Here is a 20,540-nt window from a genome sequence, read left to right on the forward strand (position 1 = left end):
ATTATTTAGATTTTAATATTGACTTCTTTGTTTTAGAAATATCAAATAGATAAGTAGCCTTTATCACTATATTTCCGATATTCGATTTTGAAAAATAATCACGTTTAGACGAACCATATATATTAGCCAATCCATAGTAATAGCGAGCTTCTAGAAGTATATGTCCAATTTTAGGGTGACTATATTCAAGTCCACCACCGACAGCTATTCCATAATCAAACTTATTCTCGACTTTCATTGTATCCTGAGCAATTACTGGATTGACTCGTGCTGTGGTGTTACGACTACTTAATTCAAAGTTCATATCAGTACTCTCGCTTATCAGATAGCCAAATTGAGGTCCTAGATTCACAAAGAACTGCATACCTTTATATTCCTTTCCCCATGCTAAGTGTGCTAAAACTGGAACTTGAATATAGTTCAATGTTCGGCTGTATTTCTCAGCCAAACCTGTTTTTGCATTTATTACAGGTTGATTATTAGTATCCATGATATCTTCTTTCCAACCTATCTGCGAATAGTTTATCTCACCAACTATAGAGCAAATGGTACTGAAATATTTTTCACTTTTATAGCGCAAAGATATGCCGCCAGTAACTCCACCATGGTATCCTTGATTAACTTTAGGTACGAAAGCCACGTTGCTCATAACATATCCCCCGCTTACACCAATGGAAAATTCATCTCGATGCTCTCCTATCTGAGCATGTGAAGGCAAGACTCCAAATAGGATTAGGAATACGCCTGACAGTATTTTTTGTTTAGTTTTCATATTTAACCAATGATACATGAAAATTACTCTCTATTTATTAATATGCAAGACTCTCAATACTATGATTATACAGATAATGTATCAGCATAAAACTTGTATTTATATATCCTCCGTTACCTAATTTTTCAAAACACAAAGGAGTTTGCAGTGAAGAATATACATTTTGTGATTTACTTCCGACAAACTTATTTCCATATTTAGCAATGCCCCTTATGAAATACTGAGCATGGTCATAACCTGTTATAGCAAAACGAGGCTGCGCTGGCTGCATTTCTTCATTAAACCATCCCCTATAACTCTTCTCCAACGATGTTGTTGCTGCGGAATATGGGTTATGATAAAAAACTGTTGGTATATAAGTATCGTATTTGCAAAAATTATTAAAGCAATAATTCGCATAAATAAGCCACTCTGTGTATCCATAAATGCTAACTACAAATCCAGGGTAAAGCGAAGACATTCTGTCTAGTTTAGCTAATGCACCACTAAGTTCCTTATAATGATCAGAGTTAAGAATTACTACATTTTGTTTATTGCGGCTGAACGCTTTCACAAAAGATTCATCTGATGATTTAATATTTGTAATATTATAAGATATTTTTTTTGCATCAAGTGTTTTACGTAATTTAGAGGTAAATTCTCCTTTTCTACTTGTAGAATCATTACAATCAATAAATACAGGATGACTGTCAGCAAAACGATCAAAATATCCTGTTATTAATGAAGCGTTAAACCTTGCATCATCTTCATATACCTGAAATATATTCGGATTGTTGGCAACATCATTACCTGTTATTGAAAATGGAATTACAAGTCGGATATTATATGCCTTGCAAAATTCAGAAATAGGCTTAACTTGTTTTGAATAAAGCGGTCCGAAAATCAAATCACATTTATTTGCGTAATTATTCAATAAAGTTTGTTTGATGTCAGCGTCAACTGGCACATTCCATGCATGAACATCAATATGAAATCCTTCAGACTTCAATTGATCACATGCCATAAGAATACCACGATAATATTCAATCATCCTACGGCCGTCGCCATCTACATTATGCAGTGGTAGCATTACACCTACAGAGATAGAATTCTTACTTTTAGGACTCTCCATCATATTATCGGCAGCCCAAATTATATTGCTTGAAAACAACAAGACAACAAGTAGTATATTTCTGTAAAAATGTCTCATAATCTTTAAATTTTAACTTGCAAGTGCAAAAATACAAAAAATATGTCATTACACCACATCTGATGTGTTATCTTTTTAGTAACTTTGCACAAATATATATAATAGGAATGAAAATTAAGATATCAATAGTATTGTTATTATGCATTATTACTGTCAACACTGCATTGGCGGATAATATTCCTATTGTATCACCGATGGTAACAATTATAGATTCAGAAGGAAAAGAAACAACAGGAAACTATGATGGTTCTGCACCAGTAACAGCTACCTTTTATGCACAGCCAGAGAATATTGATGGATGGACAACATATTACGAGTGGAGATTCACAACAGAAAATGATACGACTCCATACTTGGTAAGATATGAACAGGATACAAAATATACATTTACTAAATCTGGCACTCATACAATTGTTCTTTATGCCAAATTTACGAAAGGAAGTAATGTCAAAGAAATAATATCTGACCCTTTAACTGTCACATTATCAACAAGTAAACTAGAAATGCCTAATGCTTTTTCTCCAAACGGAGATGGCATAAATGATATATATAAAGCAAAAAGTAACTATCAGAGTATTATTGATTTTCATGCATATATATTTAACCGATGGGGACAAAAACTATATGAATGGAATGACATAAATGATGGCTGGAACGGAAAATATAATGGTAAAGACGTCAAAGACGGCGTATATTTTGTTTTGGTAAAAGCTACTGGTGCTGACGGAAAGAAGTACAACATCAAACGAGATGTTAATATTCTTCGTGGCTATACAGAATCGTCGGGCACAGCAAATAACGAATAATAAAAATTAATAGTATTAGCTCTTTATGGAAAGAGAAGATAAAAAGATAAATGTATGGGGAGCAAGAGTCCACAATCTTAAGAATGTAGACGTAGAGATTCCCCGCAATTCACTAACTGTCATCACTGGTCTTTCGGGTTCAGGCAAGTCTTCGCTTGCTTTCGATACGATATTTGCTGAAGGACAAAGAAGATATATAGAAACATTCTCGGCTTACGCCCGTAATTTTCTTGGCAACATGGAAAGACCTGATGTTGACAAGATTACAGGATTAAGTCCTGTTGTCAGCATAGAACAGAAGACAACAAATAAAAATCCACGCTCTACCGTTGGTACTACGACAGAAATTTATGACTACTTAAGACTTCTATATGCACGTGCTGGCACAGCCTACAGTTATGTGACTGGCGAGAAAATGGTCAAGTACACAGAAGAAAAGGTAATTGAAATGATTACCGACAATTATTCTGAAAAAAGGATTTTCATACTTGCTCCATTAGTTAGAAACCGCAAAGGTCACTATCGCGAACTGTTTGAAAGTATGCGCAGAAAAGGTTATCTGTATATCAGAATTGATGGTGAGATAAAGGATCTTGTCCGTGGAATGAAAACGGATAGATACAAAAACCACAGCATTGAAGTCGTAATTGACAAGATGAAGGTTGAGGATGTATCCCATGAAAGACTCACCAAGAGTATTCAGACAGCCATGAAACAAGGCGATGGACTAATCATGATATTGGACAAAGACACAGATGAAGTCAAATATTTTTCTAAAAGGCTTATGTGTCCTACTTCTGGTATATCATACAAAGACCCAGCACCAAATATATTCTCATTCAATTCTCCCGAAGGAGCATGTCCTCATTGCAAAGGGTTAGGATATGTAAATGAAATAGATCTCAAAAAGGTTATTCCAGACACGAAAATAAACATTCATGACGGTGCTATAATTCCACTTGGTAAATACAAAAACCAAATGATATTTTGGCAGATAGATTCTATCTTGCACAAATATGACTGCAATATCAAAACTCCTTTTAAGGATATTCCGCAGGAAGCTATAGATGAAGTTTTATACGGTAGTCTTGAAAATGTAAAGATTGACAAAAGCTTAGTACATACAACATCTGACTATTTCGTAAATTTTGACGGTATTATAAAATATCTTCAAACTGTGATTGAGAATGATGATTCTACATCAGGAAAGAAATGGGCTGACCAATTTCTTGCTACAACAGAATGCCCAGAATGTAAAGGACAAAGATTAAACAAAGAGGCTCTTTCATATAAAATTTGGGATAAGAATATCACAGAAGTTGCCAGCATGGATATCAATGATTTAAATGACTGGCTTGATAAAGTAGAAGAACATCTTGAACCTCAGCAGAAAAAAATAGCAAAAGAAATTGTAAAGGAAATTAAGACACGCGTGTCATTCCTATTAGAAGTTGGACTCGACTATCTATCACTAAACAGACAAAGCGCAACTCTGTCTGGAGGTGAAAGTCAACGAATAAGACTTGCGACTCAAATTGGTAGCCAGTTGATCAACGTACTTTATATACTTGACGAGCCTAGTATTGGTCTGCATCAACGCGATAACGACCGACTGATAAAATCTCTTAAGGAACTCCGCGACCTTGGGAACACTGTCATTGTTGTTGAACATGATGAAGACATGATGCGTGCAGCAGACTGGATTATAGATATTGGACCTGAAGCTGGAAGAAAAGGTGGTGAAGTTGTATTTCAGGGAACTCCTGAAGAAATGTTGAAGAAGCATACCATAACGGCTGATTATCTAAACGGCGAACGACAGATTGAAATTCCAGAAAAAAGAAGGAAAGGCAACGGAAAGAGCATTAAGATATATGGAGCAAAAGGAAATAATCTTAAAGACGTCAATGTTGAGTTCCCGCTTGGAAAACTTATTGTTGTTTCTGGTGTATCAGGATCAGGCAAGTCTACTCTTGTGAATGAGACGTTACAGCCAATTCTATCTCATCATTTCTACAGATCTCTTAAAAAACCGATGAAGTATGATAAAATCAGCGGCATTGATAATATAGACAAGATTGTAAATGTAGATCAAAGCCCTATCGGTAGGACCCCAAGAAGTAACCCAGCAACATACACAGGAGTGTTTAGTGACATCAGAAGTTTGTTTGTAAACCTTCCAGAGGCTATGATAAGAGGTTATAAACCTGGTAGATTTTCTTTTAATGTAAAAGGCGGCAGATGTGAAGCTTGTGGTGGAAATGGATACAAAACTATAGAAATGAACTTTCTTCCTGATGTTATGATACCTTGTGAAGTTTGTCATGGCAAAAGATATAATAGAGAAACCCTTGAAGTAAGATTTAAAGGAAAATCAATTGCAGATGTCCTTGACATGACAATCAATCAGGCTGTCGATTTCTTTGAGAACGTACCTAGCATATTGCCTAAAATAAAAACTCTGCAAGATGTTGGTTTGGGATATATAAAGCTAGGTCAAAGTTCCACTACCCTTTCTGGAGGTGAAAGCCAACGTGTGAAACTTGCCACAGAACTTGCAAAGAAAGATACAGGCAAGACACTATATATTCTTGACGAACCAACCACCGGACTTCATTTTGAGGACATAAGAATACTTATGGATGTTCTTCAAAAGCTCACTGACAGAGGAAATACAGTTATCATCATAGAACATAATATGGATGTTATAAAACTTGCAGACTATATTATTGATGTCGGTCCGGAAGGTGGAAGAAACGGAGGAACAATTCTTGCAACAGGAACACCTGAAGATATTATCAAAAGTAATAAAGGGTATACTCCAAAGTTCCTTAAACAAGTCCTTGAGAGTAAAATTAAATAAGAAACAAAAATCCCCGGAATACAAATATATTCCGGGGATTTTTATAATTATTTTTATTATGCATCTTTACGATCATCAACATTGTCACCCTGTGTTGGTGCCATTGTCTCCTCAAAGTTAGTTATGCCAGCCTTAATTAGAATATTATACCATTGAATAAGCTTTTTTATATCACTATCGTGAACACGATCTTGATCAAAGTTAGGCAACACTTCTGAGAAATAATCACGAAGTTCCTTACTGCTTGATTTCTTATAATTAAAAGAAGACTCCTTGCCTGCTTCTTTCTTGTTCAAATTATCAAGTACCTTCCACAATGGTACATCTTCTGCATCAGTGTACATAGCTATATCACCTAGACTTGTTACACGATCTGCAGCAAATGCAGGAATACGCTTGTGACTTCCGTCCAATGCTTCTACTATAAGATTCATTTTACCACGAGAAACCATTTTATAAAGTCCTGGTTTTCCTGAGATTGAAAGAATTGTTTCCATTTTGTTTAATGATTTATTGTTATAAATTATTTAATTATTAATAATATTCTGTCTATTTGCTCTTCAAGGTTTACAACACCATCATTGATGATTTCAAAATCAGACATACTTAAAATTTCATTCTGCGGCAACTGTTTGTTTATCCATTCTAAAGCTCTATCACGTGAAATATTATCACGCCGCATTATTCTTGAGATGCGGACTTCGTTCGGAGCTGTCACACAAATGACTTTATCAAAAGATATTTTCTTATTGAATCCACTATCAAAAAGAATCGCACTCTCCAACCAGTTATAGCCACTGCACATGAAATCTTGTGCAACAGCAGGATGTATGATATCGTTTACAGCAATTCTATTAGCATCATTTTCCAATAGGAATTGAGCTAATGCCTGTTTATTGAAAATACCATTTACAAAAACATTCTTACCTAAAAGTATATTTAATTTTGCTTGAAGACCCTTGTTTTGGGCAATAAGCCTTTTAGCCGCAGCATCACAATCATATACATGTATACCACGAACTTCTAAAAGAGAACAAACGTAACTCTTTCCAACACCTATACCACCCGTTATGGCTATCTTACGATTATCTGTCACTATATTGAAACTACTTATTGCTGTTCTATAAGATAATCAACTTGCTTCATCTCCAATCGCGCCATCGTAACATCACGCGATTGTTGTCGCAATCTTAGAATACACTTGTCTGAAGGATGAGCCAATATATCATTATAATCAACGACAACCATAAATTGATCCGGTTTGACTTTTCTAAACATGCTTGATCCAACAGTAAACTTTACATTAACCTTTGAAGGGAATGTACGCAAAACTTTGCCTTCAGGCATATTCACGGCAACAATAGGCACCTCAACACTCTCTTCTGTTAGGATATCAACATAAAATCCAATCTTTACAATAGAAGGAACTATTTTAACACCATTAATTGGGCGAAGTGGAACCCGTCGCATAACAGTATCCTCTACATTATTTAAATATAAGGCATCAGTATATACATACTTAACACTGTCCAGCAATGCCTTATTGGCATAAATAGTAACAGTAGAAGGCCAGAATTTAATACGCGAGATATAATAACTTTTACCAGGATTCACGTTGCCAGAAAGACGAATTGGTACACGCTTTGATTGTCCATAATTAAAGAAGAATGACAAAGAATGAGGCTTAATAGAAGTTATTTTTGAAGATCCATAAAGTCTCTGCAATATCATTTTCTGAATATCAGATAAAGGTACATCGCCTTTACCAGTATCACTATCTGCATAAGAATCGAAATCTACCAAAATAGGTGTTATCCTATTGGTATATAAATATGTAACAAGAGTAAATCCTTTATCCCTGACCGTTACATATACAGTGTCACTACAAGATTGAGTAACAACAACATTGTTTGGTACATTATTAAGCCTGACAGGTATGGCTAGCTCTTCCTCGTAAGTTTCATTCAATGCCATGAGAAGCCAGAAAGTTCCACTCAGACCGAGAAAAAGCAAAAAAATCAGAAACTCCCTATTCACTGAAGAAAAGAGGAAGTTTCTGACAAATTTATATATTTTTACTATATTATGCATTATGCATCTGAGATGATGCGTTAGCGAATACATAACTTCTGTTCACTGTAATAACAACACCTTTTGCTATTTCAACATCAACAGATTCATCTTCCATATTTATACGCTTAACAGTACCATATATACCACCACCAGTGATAATCTTAGATCCCTCTTGAAGAGAATTCTGAAACTTACGTATATCCTTTTGTTTCTTCTGCTGAGGACGAACCATAAACAACCAGAAGATAACAAGGATGGCAACCATCATGATAATCATGCCCATACCACCACCCTGTGCTGCTTGAGCAGCCAATAGCATTGTATTCATAAATAAATTCTTTTAGTTAATATATTATTTACTTTCTTTATTTCTTAATGTTTTCATCATCATACCATTATCTACGAAGAAATGGGCTATAGAATCCAACATACCGTTTATATACCCACCACTACGTGAGGTACTATACAATTTAGCCAAATCCACAAATTCATTAATAGTAACGCTTGCAGGAATATTTGGGAACGTAAGCATTTCAGCTATAGCTATCTGCATTATTACGATATCCATATATGCAAGTCTGCTAAAATCCCAGTTACGACTAGCATCACTCAAATAATGTTGATATTGGTCAGCATTAAGAATTGTAGCACGGAATAGCTTACGTGCAAAGTCCTTGTCTTCTTCATCAGCATATTCAGGAAGAAGTTCCTGCTTATTCTTGTTATCAGCTTCAAAGCGCTTTATTGTCTTTAATACGAATGTATCAACAACTTCCTTGTCATCATTCCAATATAAGCTCTTTTCCTCCAACAATGAATCCAAATCAGGATTATTCAGTATAAACAATTTATATAGCTTACGCCATAATTCTCTGTCTGTTTCATAATCTGATTCTGCAGTATTCATATATTCTTTATAATCCTCACTGCTTTCAATCTGATTACATAATTTACGTACAAATTCGATATCGTCTGCCCAAGTCAATTTCTGACTTTCAACAAATTCATTCAACATTTTGTTTTCTTCCAGTTGCCCTGCGAATTTGTTATATACAAATTTTTGAGATGGTACCTCTGTACCTTCTCGCTGAGCACGTTGAGTAGCTATTTCAATCCTACGACGCTCCTCTCTTGTAATATCAACTATCAATAAAAGCAAATAATTATATAAATCATAAGCCTTTGAAAGACTGAAAAAGAGCTCTTTCTCTGCCGTATCAATATTCTTGTTACCATTTTGATAGTATGCGTAGGTTAACTGAACTACCTTAATTCTTATAAGTTCGCGATTGATCATTCTCTTAATTTGTTGTTTTCCTATATACAATAATATTTTTTATGGTGCAAAAATATAGCTTTTCAACTGAATATGCAAGAAAAAGCAAGGATATTTCGATAAAAACAGCAATTAATTTGGACGATAAACAAAAAAGGCGTAACTTTGCAGCGCTTTTTCCGGGAGATATTCCCGTGGTGATGGCGAATTAATAAACAATATTTAATTTAGAGTAACACAATTATGAAAGAGATTGGTGTAACAGGTCAGAAGCGTGCAGACCTTGGTAAGAAAGCTTCTAAAGAACTTCGTAAGCAGGGATTAGTTCCTTGTAATATCTATGGTGAGAAGAAAGGCGCTAACGGTGCTCCTGAGGCATTTGCTTTCGCAGCTCCATTCAGCGAACTTCGTAAAATTATTTACACTCCTCACATCTATGTTGTTGATATTAACATCGATGGTGAGCACCACACAGCTATCCTTAAGGAAATTCAGTTCCATCCAGTAACAGATGCTCCTCTTCACGTAGACTTCTTCGAGGTTAACGATCAAAAGCCTATCACAATGGGTGTTCCTGTTAAGCTTGTTGGTCTTGCACAGGGTGTTCGTGATGGTGGTCGTATGAACCTTACAGTACGTAAGATTAACATTACAGCTCCTTATCAGCAGATTCCAGAGCATCTTGATGTTGATGTTACAGCATTGAAGATTGGTAAGAGCATCAAGGTTGGCGAGCTTTCATACGAAGGTCTTGAAATTGCTACAAGCAAGAGCGTAATCGTATGCTCTATCAAGATGACACGTCAGGCACAGCAGGCTGCTGCCGCTGATGATGCTGCTGCTGCAGAATAATCAAATATGGACAAATATTTAATTTGTGGTTTGGGAAACCCTGGTAATGAATATCAGGATACTCGACACAATACAGGATTTATGATATTGGACGCTTTTGCAAAAGCGTCCAATATTTGTTTTGAAGACAAGCGCTATGGTTTTGTGGCTGAAACGAGTATAAAAGGTCGAAAGATTATATTACTAAAGCCAACTACATTCATGAACCTTAGTGGAAATGCGGTGAGATATTGGCTTAACAAAGAGAACATAGATCAAAGCAGACTACTTGTCATAAGTGATGATATTGCATTACCCTTAGGTGCTTTTAGATTAAAGAGCAGCGGTAGCAATGGTGGCCACAACGGACTTGGAAATATACAACAGCTTATTGGTCAGAACTATGCCCGACTAAGAATGGGGATTGGTAATGAATACCCAAAAGGCGGGCAGATTGACTGGGTACTTGGACACTATAGTGAAGATGACATGAAAGTGTTGCAACCAAGCATTGATATCGTATGCGAAATAATAAAGAGTTTTGCACTTGCTGGTATAGACATCACGATGAATCAGTTTAATAAACTAGGAAAGAAATAATTTATATGGCAGAAGTAGCAAGAATAGACAAATGGCTTTGGGCAACGAGAGTTTTCAAGACGCGTTCTCTTGCTGCCGATGCATGTAAGAATGGACGTGTAACCATCAATGGGATAAACGTCAAACCTAGTCACACTATAAAAGCTGGAGAAACCGTAAGCGTAAAGAAATCACCAATAACTTATTCTTTTAAGGTATTGAAATGCATTGAACAACGTGTCGGCGCAAAACTGCTACCAGAGATATATGAAAATGTCACAGATGCAAAACAATACGAATTGTTGGAAATGAGCAGAATAAGCGGTTTCATTGACAGATCAAGAGGTACTGGTAGACCAACAAAGAAAGACCGCAGAGCATTAGACTCTTTCGCAGATCCTGTTATGTTTGGATTTGAAGATGAAGACGATGATTAAACGGCTTTACAATCTGTGTTAATTAACATAATAGAATGAAACATTTAGCAATCTTCGCCTCAGGCAATGGAACAAACTGCGAAAATATCATTAATTATTTCGCAGATTCAGATATTGCCGACATAAAACTTGTTCTTTCCAACAAGTCTACAGCCCCAGTAGTTGTAAATTCACAAAGACTAGGCATCAATACCGTTGTGGTTTCTAAGAAAGATTTCAACGATGAAAACATCCTTATGCCTATTCTAAAGGAAAACAAGATTGATTTTATTGTTCTTTCAGGTTTCCTTCTTTTCATTCCTGATTTTCTTATTAATCATTTCAATAAGCAAATAATCAACATTCACCCTGCCCTATTACCTAAATTCGGAGGTCCAGGAATGTATGGTATGCACGTTCACGAAGCTGTAAAAGCTGCAGGAGAGAAGGAAACAGGTATGACCGTACATTGGGTAAGCAAGGAAATTGATGGTGGTGAGATAATTTTTCAACATTCTATCCCAATAGCAGAAAAAGACACCGTAGCAGATATAGCAGAAAAAGAACATAAACTTGAAATTGAACTTTTTCCAAGAGACATCGAAAAAATACTCGTCATGTGCTAAATTATGAAAAAAAGAAAACTTTTTGCAAACTAGAGTTTGCAAATATAGAAATAAGTATTATCTTTGCATTGGATTAAATAAAACAAACTTATTAAATATATGGAAGCTTTCTTCAGCACACACGCTTACCTAGTTGAGCATACAGATGCGCCAGTACGTCGAACCCTGATGGACGAGATTGATTGGAATGATCGTATGATTGGCATTAAGGGAACACGTGGCGTTGGAAAAAGCACATTCCTACTGCAATATGCCAAAGAGAAGTTCGGACCTGATGACCGCCGTTGCTTGTATATCAACATGAACAACTTCTATTTTCAGGGAAAAGGCATTGCTGAGTTTGCTGGTGACTTTGCCGCCCAAGGTGGAAAAGTATTACTTATTGACCAAGTTTTCAAGCAACCTAACTGGAGTCAGGAATTACGCAAGTGCTACGACAACTTCCCTAACTTGAAAATAGTATTTACAGGTAGTAGTGTAATGCGTCTGAAAGAAGAAAACCCAGAACTAAATGGTATCGTAAAAAGCTATAGTTTAAGAGGATTTTCTTTCCGTGAATTTTTGAATTTGCAAACAGGAAACAATTTCCGTCCATACACATTAGACGAAATTCTCCAAAACCACGAGCACATAATTAAGGATATTCTTCCTAAAGTCAGTCCTTTGAAATATTTTCATGATTACATTCATCATGGTTTCTATCCATTCTTTCTTGAGCAACGCAACTTTTCAGAAAATCTGCTCAAGACAATGAATATGATGACTGAAGTAGATATTCTTCTTATTAAGCAAATAGACTTAAAGTATCTCACGAAAATAAAAAAGCTTTTTTACTTATTAGCTGTAGAAGGTCCAAAAGCTCCAAATATAAGTAATCTGGCACACGAAATAGAAACAAGTCGCGCTACAGTGATGAACTACATCAAATATCTAGCTGACGCACGCTTGATAAACATAATATACCCTGTCGGACAGGAATTTCCCAAAAAGCCTAGCAAGGTAATGATGCATAATACAAATCTCATGTATGCCATCTACCCTATTCAAATAAATGATCAGGACATTATGGAAACATTTTTTGTAAACTCATTGTGGAAAGACCATAAAGTTAACCAAGCATCCAAAGACCATTTTTTCATGGTTGACGGCAACATCAAATTCAAAATTTCAGATGCTCAAAGCGAGCATAAACAGAGATGCAACCCCGACACCATATACGCCAGATACAATACGGAAGTGGGAAAGGAAAACAGAATACCACTTTGGTTGCTGGGATTCATATATTGAAATTCTATAAAACTTAAATTGAGAATAGATATATAAAACATTTATTAATAATTTTATCAAATATAAAATGGCTAAAGAAAAAAAATTTATCACATGTGATGGTAACACAGCTGCGGCTCATGTAAGCTATATGTTTACTGAGGTAGCTGCCATCTACCCTATCACTCCGTCTTCTCCTATGGCGGAGCATGTAGATGAATGGGCTGCCAAAGGTCGCAAGAACCTTATGGGACAGACTGTTTCAGTTCAAGAAATGGAGTCTGAGGGCGGTGCTGCTGGTGCAGTTCACGGTTCTCTTCAGGCTGGTGCACTGACTACAACATTTACAGCATCTCAGGGTCTTCTTTTGATGATCCCTAATATGTATAAGATTGCAGGAGAGCTTCTCCCTTGCGTATTCGATGTATCTGCTCGTACATTGGCATCACACTCACTTTGTATCTTTGGTGATCATCAGGATGTAATGGCATGTCGCCAGACTGGTTTCGCAATGTTCTGTTCAGGTTCTGTTCAGGAGGTTATGGACCTTACTGCCGTTCCACATCTTGCAACATTAAAGACTAGTATTCCTTTCATCAACTTCTTCGACGGTTTCCGTACATCTCATGAGTATCATAAGATTGAAGAGATTGATCAGGAATCAATCAGAGGTCTTGTTGATCCTGAAGACATCAAGCGTTTCCGCGATCGTGCTTTGTCTCCAGAGCGCCCTGTAACACGCGGTACTGCTGAGAATCCAGAGACATTCTTCACACATCGTGAGGCAAGCAACGAATATTATGATAGAGTTCCTGCTGTTGTTGAGGATTACCTTGGTAAGATCTCTTCTATCACAGGTCGTGAGTATCACTTGTTCAACTACTATGGTGCAAAGGATGCAGAGGATATTATCATATTGATGGGTTCTGCTACTGAAGCAGCTCGCGAAGCTATCGATTTCCTTATAAAGCAGGGAAAGAAAGTAGGTATGGTATCTGTTCATTTGTATCGTCCATTCTCTGTTGACTTCCTTAAGAAGACACTTCCTGCTACTGTTAAGCGCATTGCTGTTCTTGACCGTACTAAGGAGCCAGGAGCTGAAGGTGAACCATTGTATCTTGACGTTAAGAGCGCACTATACAACGACGAGCGCAAGCCTGTTATCGTTGGCGGTCGCTATGGTCTTGGTTCTAGCGATACTACACCAGCTAAGATTATTGCTGTATTCAAGAACCTTGAATTGCCAGAGCCAAAGAATCACTTTACTGTAGGTATTGTTGATGACGTTACATTCACTTCTCTTCCAGAAGAGGAAGAAATTCCAATGGGTGGCGACACATTGTTCGAGGCTAAGTTCTACGGACTTGGTGCTGATGGTACTGTAGGTGCTAACAAGAACTCTGTTCAGATTATTGGTAACAACACTAATAAGTACTGTCAGGCATATTTCAGCTACGACTCTAAGAAGTCTGGTGGTTTCACATGTTCTCACCTTCGTTTCGGTGATGAGCCTATCCACTCTACATATCAGGTAAATACTCCTAACTTCGTAGCTTGCCACGTTCAGGCTTACCTTCATATGTATGACGTTACTCGCGGTCTTCGTGACAACGGTACATTCTTGTTGAATACTATCTTCGAAGGTGATGAGCTTGTAAACTTTATCCCTAATAAGGTTAAGGCTTACTTCGCAAAGCACAATATCAAGGTATATTATATCAACGCAACAAAGATTGCACAGGAGATTGGTCTTGGCAACCGTACAAATACAATTCTTCAGAGTGCATTCTTCCGCATTACAGAGGTTATTCCTTTGGATCTTGCTGTTGAGCAGATGAAGGCATTTATTGTTAAGTCTTACTCTAAGAAGGGTCAGGATGTTGTTGACAAGAACTTCGGTGCTGTTGAACACGGAAACGAATACAAGGAACTTGCTGTTGATCCAGCATGGGCTAACCTCGCTGACGATTCAGCTAAGGAAGATAATGCACCTGCATTTATCAAGGAACTTGTTCGTCCTATCAACGGACAGAGCGGTGACCTTCTTAAGGTTTCTGACTTTGTTAAGCATGATACTGTTGACGGTACATGGCAGAATGGCTCATCTGCATTTGAAAAGCGCGGTGTAGAGGCTTTCGTTCCTGTATGGAATTCAGAGAACTGTATCCAGTGTAACAAGTGTGCATATTCATGCCCTCACGCTGCTATACGTCCATTCGTTCTTGATGAGAATGAAGCTAAGGGCTTCGATGGAACAACTCTTGAAATCAAGGCTCCTAAGTCTCTTGTTGGAATGCAATTCCGTATAGAGGTTTCTGTTCTTGACTGTCTTGGATGTAGTAACTGTGCTGATGTTTGTCCTGGTAAGAAGGGCGAAAAGGCATTGACTATGATACCATTCAACATTGATAAACCAGAAATGGTTAAGGAAGCTCAGAACTGGGAATACCTAGTTAAGAATGTTACATCTAAGCAGCATCTTGTTGATATCAAGCAGAGTGCAAAGAACTCACAGTTCGCTCAGCCTTTGTTTGAATTCTCTGGTGCTTGCTCTGGTTGTGGTGAGACTCCTTATGTTAAGTTGGTTTCTCAACTCTACGGTGACCGTGAGATGATTGCTAACGCTACAGGTTGTTCTTCTATCTACTCAGCTTCTATTCCAGCTACTCCATACACAACAAATGCTGAAGGTCAGGGTCCTGCATTCGACAACTCTTTGTTCGAGGATTTCTGCGAGTTTGGTCTTGGTATGACAATGGGTAACAAGAAGATGAAAGAGCGCATTGTTAAGTTACTTAACGACGCCATCGAAAATGGAGCTACAGAAGAGTTCAAGGCTGCTGCTGAGAAGTGGATTGAAGCTAAGGATGATGCTGATGGTTCTAAGGCTGCTGCCGCTGAACTTAAACCTCTAATTGCCAAGGGTGCTGAGGCAGGTTGCGAGATCTGCTCTGAGCTAAAGACTCTTGATCATTACTTGGTTAAGCGTTCACAGTGGATTATTGGTGGTGACGGTGCTTCTTATGATATCGGTTATGGTGGTCTTGATCACGTTCTTGCTTCTGGTGAAGATGTAAACATCCTTGTTCTTGATACCGAGGTTTACTCTAACACTGGTGGTCAGAGTTCTAAGTCTACTCCACTAGGTGCTATCGCACAGTTCGCTGCTCAGGGTAAGCGTATATGCAAGAAAGACCTTGGTCTTATGCAGGCAACTTACGGTTACGTATACGTAGCTCAGATTGCAATGGGTGCTGACAATGCTCAGACATTGAAGGCTATCCGTGAAGCTGAAGCTTATCCAGGTCCATCATTGATCATTGCTTACTCTCCATGTATCAATCACGGTTTGAAGCGTGGCGGTATGGGACGTTCACAGCGTGAGCAAGAGCTTGCTGTTGAATGCGGTTACTGGCACTTGTGGCGCTTTAACCCACAATTGGCTGAAGAAGGAAAGAATCCATTCACTTTGGATAGCAAAGAACCTAACTGGGCAAACTTCCGCGACTTCCTACTTGGTGAGGTTCGCTATATGAGTGTTCAGAAGGCTTATCCTAACGAGGCTGAGGAATTGTTCGCACAGGCTGAAAAGATGGCAAAACGCCGTTATCAGAGCTATGTAAGAAAGAGCCAGGAAGACTGGAGCGAGACTATCTAAAGAATAGTTTTAAACTAAATATCCCAAAGGGCTGGTACATTCCTGTACCAGCCCTTTTTATTTATTTAAGCTACTAAGCTACGTAATCGTTTAGATAGCCTTTAAACAAAGGGAGTGAAACGTAGATGAAATTGATTTATCGTTTTATCGTTAAATCGGCAGTCAATAACGTAGCTCAATATACTAAAATTCCATGTTTAATTTACGTAAACTCCCATATACAAAGGGATTCAGGAGTTAACGTAGCTAAAAATAAAAAAGCGCTGGAGTAAAGTAACTCCAGCGCTTCTATATTGTTTGTATCACTATCTAATTCTATCAGCAGCCCTTACGAGCTTTTCATCAGCAATTATTGAATGATGTGCCATAATATATAAAACCATTGATATTAATGGCAGACAAGCCGCAAATGCGAAGTGCAAAGTTTGATTTTCAAATGTAAGACCACCTAACATTGTGAAATACATATATGCCACATACCACAAAAGTATCAGCAATATATTAACAATGCAGAGACGAGCTTGAAACTTTCTGTCATGAAACTTAAATATTGACCATAAGTTGATAGGGCAAGTAAGTAAAAGAATCACAAACAGAGGACACACCTTAAAATCTAATGCACCACTTCCGTTCTTTATCCACAAATTATATACCTCTGTATTAACGCCCATACCAGTTGGTTCAAATACAGCAACCGGCAAAGAAAGACATACAATAGTGAGAATAAGAGCTACAAGCAGAAATAAAGTCTGTCTACGCTGTATCATTAGTTCTCGTTATTAACAGTATCCTTTGCAGGATCGCGCCAATAAATGTTACCGTCTACAAATTCCTGAGTAGCCAACAAGATTGGCTTAGGAAGTTTCTCATAATAGCGTGAAATCTCAATCTGTTCACGATTTTCAAACACTTCCTCAAGAGAATCATTGTAAGAAGCGAACTCTGCCAATTTTTTATTAAGTTCCTGTTTGATTTCAACAGAGATCTGATTTGCGCGCTTAGATATGATAGTTACACTCTCATAAATATTACCAGTTTCATCACATAAATCCATAATGTTACGAGTGACTGTGTTCACTGGTGCTTTTGACTTCTTGTAATCCATTTATTTGTTTATTTATCGTTATTATTTTCTCCTGTATGTTTTTTGCATTTCTCAATACATCTCTGGGCTGTAATCTTTTCCTTTGAATCTGGAAATTCATTAAGGAAACCATAACACTCATCTTCTGCATCCTGATATCTGTCAAGACGTTTCTCATCAACACTCTGTTCAGCAAGTTCAAACTTACTCTTCATTATTAGAACAGAGAAGTCTTCACGCATGCTAGTATAAGGATAATCCTTAAGAGCATTCTGACTAGTTACAATACAAGCCTCATAGTTATTACCACCATCGGTGCAATTACCAAAATAAGGACCAAGGTTATAATATAGTCTTGCAGAATAAAGTTCCTTCAAAACCAACTTATCTTGCAATTCAAACAATTTCTTTTGAGCAGTCTCTTTCAACTTTGCATCAGGATATAGATCCAAATATGTCTGAAAAGCAGAAATAGCGGAAATTGTCATAGATTGATCAAGACGAGGTTCAGGAGTACTCATATACAAGCTTAGTCCCTCATAATAATGTGACATCTCTGCCAAATATCCTTTTGGATAAGACTGATAATATCGTTTGAAAGCTTGAGCAGCCCCCTCATAGTCCATACTGTTATATTCAGCCATAGCCAACATATAAAGACTTTCTTGGGCATTGTCTGTTCCCTTTTCTATAGTAATAAGATCCGTAAGCAACGTTATAGCACGCGTGTACTTACCATTAGCATAGCATTCTTTTGCATACTCGTATTTATACTGATAATCATCAGTCTTGTAAACCTTATTGAATTCACTGGCGCAACTTGAAAAAAGCATCGCCAGGCATATTGGGAATAGACTATATTTCTTCATATTTAAATATATTGAGATGCAAAGTTACTTACTTTTCCCTGATTTACAAAGTAAATAATACACTTTTTCGCAAATTATTAGTCTTTATAACTCATATTAGCTGATTATTTAGTAATTTTGCAGTTTACACAAGGGAATAGACATGGATTTTAAACTAACTTCAAAATATAGTCCAACTGGTGATCAGCCGGAAGCTATAAAACAACTAACTGAAGAATTACAACAAGGAGCACCAGCTCAGGTACTTCTTGGAGTTACAGGTTCAGGAAAAACGTTTACAGTAGCTAATGTTATTGCCAACGTAAACAAGCCTACCCTTATATTAAGTCACAATAAGACTCTTGCAGCACAGCTATATGAGGAAATGAAAGGATTTTTTCCAAATAATGCTGTTGAGTATTACGTATCATATTATGACTATTACCAGCCAGAGGCTTATCTGCCTTCTTCTGATACATATATAGAAAAGGATCTTGCCATAAATGAAGAGATTGACAAATTGAGACTAAGTGCCGTCTCTGCCCTATTATCAGGACGTAGAGATGTTGTCGTTGTGTCTTCTGTATCATGCATATATGGTATGGGCGGACCAGCCGCTATGCAGGAAAACATAATAAAAATAAAAAAAGGACAAACTATAGACCGCAATGAATTTTTGCGACAATTAGTAAATGCTCTATATGTAAGAAATGACATTGAACTGCAACGCGGAAACTTCAGAGTAAAGGGTGACACTGTTGACATATCCATGGCCTACAGCGACAACATTCTTAGGGTTACATGGTGGGATGACGAAATTGACAGCATTGAGGAAGTAGATAATATTACATTTCATACGCTTACATCATTTGAGGAATATGAGATATATCCAGCTAATCTTTTTGTCACAACGAAAGAACAGACGGAATTAGCCATAAGACAAATTCAGGATGATCTTACAAAGCAAGTAGACTACTTCAACGAAATCGGAGACAGCATTAAGGCTCAGCGAATTAAGGAAAGAGTTGAGTACGATATGGAAATGATGAAGGAGCTCGGACACTGTAGTGGAATAGAAAACTATTCAAGATATTTTGATGGCAGAAATGCCGGTGAAAGACCTTACTGCCTTTTAGACTTTTTCCCGAAAGATTACCTTATCGTTATTGATGAGAGTCACGTAAGTGTTCCACAAATAAGTGCAATGTATGGTGGTGACAGAGCTAGAAAACAAAATCTAATTGAATTTGGTTTCCGACTTCCTGCTGCATTCGACAACCGTCCTTTGAGATTTGAAGAATTCCACGAATTAATAAACCAAATAATTTACGTTAGTGCTACTCCTGCCAACTATGAGATTGAGGAAGCAGAGGGTATCGTAGTAGAGCAGATTATACGACCAACAGGATTACTTGATCCAGAAATAGAGGTCAGACCGTCTGAAAACCAGATAGATGACCTAATGGACGAAATTCTTACCAGATGCAATAGAAACGAAAGAGTTCTAGTAACGACATTAACAAAACGAATGGCGGAAGAACTTACAGAATATCTCTTAAATCATGACGTAAAAGCCAACTATATACATAGCGACGTAGCCACTCTTGACAGAGTAAGAATAATGAATGATTTAAGAGCAGGTGTATATGATGTCCTTGTTGGTGTGAACCTACTTCGTGAAGGACTTGATTTACCTGAAGTTTCATTGGTTGCGATTTTGGATGCTGACAAAGAAGGATTCCTTAGAAGTCATAGAAGTTTGACTCAGACAGCTGGACGTGCTGCACGAAATGTCAACGGAAGAGTTATTATGTATGCTGACAAAATAACAGATAGTATGCAACGTACTATTGATGAAACTGCAAGACGACGTAGCATTCAGCTTAAATATAATCAAGACCACAATATTACTCCTCAGCAGATTACCAAGAAGATTGGTTCATCACTCGCAATGGGCAATGACACTAACAACGCAGCAGGTAGAGGCGGCAACAATATCGCATCAAATGCATATATTGAACCGGAGTTTGGTACTTTCGCTGCAGATACAATTGTGAAACACATGTCACACGATGAACTCCAACGAAGTATAGACAACACAACAGAGTTAATGAAAATGGCTGCTAAAAATCTTGACTTTATTCAGGCTGCGCAATATAGAGATGAAATTATAAGATTGCAAGACCAGCTAAAATTAAAGGAGTAAATCTATTAATTATAGTTAAGTTTAAGAAATCTACCTACACCTACTTA

General features: G+C 37.3%; 19 protein-coding genes. 9 read left to right on the top strand and 10 right to left on the bottom strand.

Features of this window, described 5'->3' with window-relative positions; genetic code table 11:
• Window position 1: 1 nt before the first annotated feature.
• Together HEQ28_RS05005 and HEQ28_RS05010 are read right to left on the bottom strand one after the other, a co-directional pair.
• On the bottom strand, window positions 2-772 hold the full coding sequence (locus tag HEQ28_RS05005; RefSeq protein WP_434504072.1) for a porin family protein: 771 nt from the start codon (window positions 770-772) through the stop codon (window positions 2-4).
• A gap of 37 nt (window positions 773-809) precedes the next feature.
• The gene (locus HEQ28_RS05010; RefSeq protein WP_434504073.1) at window positions 810-1,961 is read right to left on the bottom strand and encodes a peptidoglycan-binding protein LysM; all 1,152 of its coding nucleotides are present in this window, start codon (window positions 1,959-1,961) and stop codon (window positions 810-812) included.
• A gap of 107 nt (window positions 1,962-2,068) precedes the next feature.
• On the opposite strand from HEQ28_RS05010, the gene HEQ28_RS05015 reads away from it, so the two are divergent.
• Both HEQ28_RS05015 and uvrA read left to right on the top strand, forming a co-directional pair.
• Window positions 2,069-2,767 (top strand): gliding motility-associated C-terminal domain-containing protein, encoded by a 699-nt coding sequence (locus tag HEQ28_RS05015; RefSeq protein ID WP_434504074.1) that lies wholly within the window; start codon window positions 2,069-2,071, stop codon window positions 2,765-2,767.
• 25 nt (window positions 2,768-2,792) lie between these two features.
• Complete coding sequence (uvrA, locus tag HEQ28_RS05020) at window positions 2,793-5,630, top strand: excinuclease ABC subunit UvrA (protein ID WP_434504075.1); 2,838 nt, start codon at window positions 2,793-2,795, stop codon at window positions 5,628-5,630.
• Between the two features lie 56 nt (window positions 5,631-5,686).
• On the opposite strand, the gene HEQ28_RS05025 is transcribed toward uvrA, so the two are convergent.
• The 5 genes from HEQ28_RS05025 to nusB are packed head-to-tail and all read right to left on the bottom strand — an operon-like array spanning window position 5,687 to window position 9,000.
• On the bottom strand, window positions 5,687-6,127 hold the full coding sequence (locus HEQ28_RS05025; RefSeq protein ID WP_434504076.1) for a DUF5606 family protein: 441 nt from the start codon (window positions 6,125-6,127) through the stop codon (window positions 5,687-5,689).
• Window positions 6,128-6,153: 26 nt separating this feature from the next.
• The gene (coaE, locus tag HEQ28_RS05030; RefSeq protein WP_434504077.1) at window positions 6,154-6,726 is read right to left on the bottom strand and encodes a dephospho-CoA kinase; all 573 of its coding nucleotides are present in this window, start codon (window positions 6,724-6,726) and stop codon (window positions 6,154-6,156) included.
• A gap of 14 nt (window positions 6,727-6,740) precedes the next feature.
• On the bottom strand, window positions 6,741-7,721 hold the full coding sequence (locus HEQ28_RS05035; protein ID WP_434504078.1) for a CdaR family protein: 981 nt from the start codon (window positions 7,719-7,721) through the stop codon (window positions 6,741-6,743).
• Window positions 7,714-8,031 (bottom strand): preprotein translocase subunit YajC, encoded by a 318-nt coding sequence (gene yajC / locus HEQ28_RS05040; RefSeq protein ID WP_434504079.1) that lies wholly within the window; start codon window positions 8,029-8,031, stop codon window positions 7,714-7,716. The genes HEQ28_RS05035 and yajC overlap by 8 nt, the downstream gene beginning before the upstream one ends.
• A 24-nt stretch (window positions 8,032-8,055) precedes the next feature.
• Window positions 8,056-9,000 (bottom strand): transcription antitermination factor NusB, encoded by a 945-nt coding sequence (gene nusB, locus HEQ28_RS05045; protein WP_434504080.1) that lies wholly within the window; start codon window positions 8,998-9,000, stop codon window positions 8,056-8,058.
• A 222-nt stretch (window positions 9,001-9,222) separates the two neighbouring features.
• On the opposite strand from nusB, the gene HEQ28_RS05050 reads away from it, so the two are divergent.
• The 6 genes from HEQ28_RS05050 (at window position 9,223) to nifJ (ending at window position 16,355) form a co-directional block, all read left to right on the top strand.
• Window positions 9,223-9,831 (top strand): 50S ribosomal protein L25/general stress protein Ctc, encoded by a 609-nt coding sequence (locus tag HEQ28_RS05050; RefSeq protein WP_434504081.1) that lies wholly within the window; start codon window positions 9,223-9,225, stop codon window positions 9,829-9,831.
• 6 nt (window positions 9,832-9,837) lie between these two features.
• A complete protein-coding gene (pth, locus tag HEQ28_RS05055) occupies window positions 9,838-10,410 on the top strand; it encodes an aminoacyl-tRNA hydrolase (RefSeq protein ID WP_434504082.1) in 573 nt (190 codons plus the stop codon).
• Between the two features lie 5 nt (window positions 10,411-10,415).
• Window positions 10,416-10,826 carry an RNA-binding S4 domain-containing protein gene (locus HEQ28_RS05060; RefSeq protein WP_434504083.1) on the top strand — a complete coding sequence of 137 codons (411 nt, stop codon included), beginning with the start codon at window positions 10,416-10,418 and terminating at the stop codon, window positions 10,824-10,826.
• Window positions 10,827-10,861: 35 nt separating this feature from the next.
• Complete coding sequence (locus HEQ28_RS05065; protein WP_434504084.1) at window positions 10,862-11,431, top strand: phosphoribosylglycinamide formyltransferase; 570 nt, start codon at window positions 10,862-10,864, stop codon at window positions 11,429-11,431.
• Window positions 11,432-11,530: 99 nt separating this feature from the next.
• Entirely contained in the window at window positions 11,531-12,718 is a 1,188-nt protein-coding gene (locus HEQ28_RS05070) for an ATP-binding protein (protein ID WP_434504085.1), read from the top strand.
• A 67-nt stretch (window positions 12,719-12,785) separates the two neighbouring features.
• Window positions 12,786-16,355 (top strand): pyruvate:ferredoxin (flavodoxin) oxidoreductase, encoded by a 3,570-nt coding sequence (nifJ, locus tag HEQ28_RS05075; protein ID WP_434504086.1) that lies wholly within the window; start codon window positions 12,786-12,788, stop codon window positions 16,353-16,355.
• Window positions 16,356-16,660: 305 nt separating this feature from the next.
• Here nifJ and HEQ28_RS05080 read toward each other — a convergent pair whose 3' ends face one another.
• Genes HEQ28_RS05080 through HEQ28_RS05090 form a run of 3 tightly spaced genes read right to left on the bottom strand, consistent with a single transcriptional unit; the run spans window position 16,661 to window position 18,308 of the window.
• Entirely contained in the window at window positions 16,661-17,122 is a 462-nt protein-coding gene (locus tag HEQ28_RS05080; protein WP_434504087.1) for a DUF4293 domain-containing protein, read from the bottom strand.
• The gene (locus HEQ28_RS05085; RefSeq protein WP_434504088.1) at window positions 17,122-17,460 is read right to left on the bottom strand and encodes a DNA-directed RNA polymerase subunit omega; all 339 of its coding nucleotides are present in this window, start codon (window positions 17,458-17,460) and stop codon (window positions 17,122-17,124) included. Before HEQ28_RS05085 ends, HEQ28_RS05080 begins: the two co-directional genes overlap by 1 nt.
• 8 nt (window positions 17,461-17,468) lie before the next feature.
• Complete coding sequence (locus HEQ28_RS05090) at window positions 17,469-18,308, bottom strand: outer membrane protein assembly factor BamD (RefSeq protein WP_434504089.1); 840 nt, start codon at window positions 18,306-18,308, stop codon at window positions 17,469-17,471.
• 142 nt (window positions 18,309-18,450) lie between these two features.
• Between HEQ28_RS05090 and uvrB the strand changes: the two genes are divergently transcribed.
• On the top strand, window positions 18,451-20,493 hold the full coding sequence (gene uvrB / locus HEQ28_RS05095) for an excinuclease ABC subunit UvrB (protein WP_434504090.1): 2,043 nt from the start codon (window positions 18,451-18,453) through the stop codon (window positions 20,491-20,493).
• Window positions 20,494-20,540: the final 47 nt, after the last annotated feature.

This window comes from Prevotella sp., from assembly GCF_051059605.1.
GTDB lineage: Bacteria > Bacteroidota > Bacteroidia > Bacteroidales > Bacteroidaceae > Prevotella.

What these genes read in the sequence shown, in the direction of transcription:
- HEQ28_RS05005 (WP_434504072.1), bottom strand. Translation starts at nt 772, where the DNA reads ATGAAAACTAAACAAAAAATACTGTCAGGCGTATTCCTAATCCTATTT.
- HEQ28_RS05010 (WP_434504073.1), bottom strand. Translation starts at nt 1,961, where the DNA reads ATGAGACATTTTTACAGAAATATACTACTTGTTGTCTTGTTGTTTTCA.
- HEQ28_RS05015 (WP_434504074.1), top strand. Translation starts at nt 2,069, where the DNA reads ATGAAAATTAAGATATCAATAGTATTGTTATTATGCATTATTACTGTC.
- uvrA (WP_434504075.1), top strand. Translation starts at nt 2,793, where the DNA reads ATGGAAAGAGAAGATAAAAAGATAAATGTATGGGGAGCAAGAGTCCAC.
- HEQ28_RS05025 (WP_434504076.1), bottom strand. Translation starts at nt 6,127, where the DNA reads ATGGAAACAATTCTTTCAATCTCAGGAAAACCAGGACTTTATAAAATG.
- HEQ28_RS05035 (WP_434504078.1), bottom strand. Translation starts at nt 7,721, where the DNA reads ATGCATAATATAGTAAAAATATATAAATTTGTCAGAAACTTCCTCTTT.
- yajC (WP_434504079.1), bottom strand. Translation starts at nt 8,031, where the DNA reads ATGAATACAATGCTATTGGCTGCTCAAGCAGCACAGGGTGGTGGTATG.
- nusB (WP_434504080.1), bottom strand. Translation starts at nt 9,000, where the DNA reads ATGATCAATCGCGAACTTATAAGAATTAAGGTAGTTCAGTTAACCTAC.
- HEQ28_RS05050 (WP_434504081.1), top strand. Translation starts at nt 9,223, where the DNA reads ATGAAAGAGATTGGTGTAACAGGTCAGAAGCGTGCAGACCTTGGTAAG.
- pth (WP_434504082.1), top strand. Translation starts at nt 9,838, where the DNA reads ATGGACAAATATTTAATTTGTGGTTTGGGAAACCCTGGTAATGAATAT.
- HEQ28_RS05060 (WP_434504083.1), top strand. Translation starts at nt 10,416, where the DNA reads ATGGCAGAAGTAGCAAGAATAGACAAATGGCTTTGGGCAACGAGAGTT.
- HEQ28_RS05065 (WP_434504084.1), top strand. Translation starts at nt 10,862, where the DNA reads ATGAAACATTTAGCAATCTTCGCCTCAGGCAATGGAACAAACTGCGAA.
- HEQ28_RS05070 (WP_434504085.1), top strand. Translation starts at nt 11,531, where the DNA reads ATGGAAGCTTTCTTCAGCACACACGCTTACCTAGTTGAGCATACAGAT.
- nifJ (WP_434504086.1), top strand. Translation starts at nt 12,786, where the DNA reads ATGGCTAAAGAAAAAAAATTTATCACATGTGATGGTAACACAGCTGCG.
- HEQ28_RS05080 (WP_434504087.1), bottom strand. Translation starts at nt 17,122, where the DNA reads ATGATACAGCGTAGACAGACTTTATTTCTGCTTGTAGCTCTTATTCTC.
- HEQ28_RS05085 (WP_434504088.1), bottom strand. Translation starts at nt 17,460, where the DNA reads ATGGATTACAAGAAGTCAAAAGCACCAGTGAACACAGTCACTCGTAAC.
- HEQ28_RS05090 (WP_434504089.1), bottom strand. Translation starts at nt 18,308, where the DNA reads ATGAAGAAATATAGTCTATTCCCAATATGCCTGGCGATGCTTTTTTCA.
- uvrB (WP_434504090.1), top strand. Translation starts at nt 18,451, where the DNA reads ATGGATTTTAAACTAACTTCAAAATATAGTCCAACTGGTGATCAGCCG.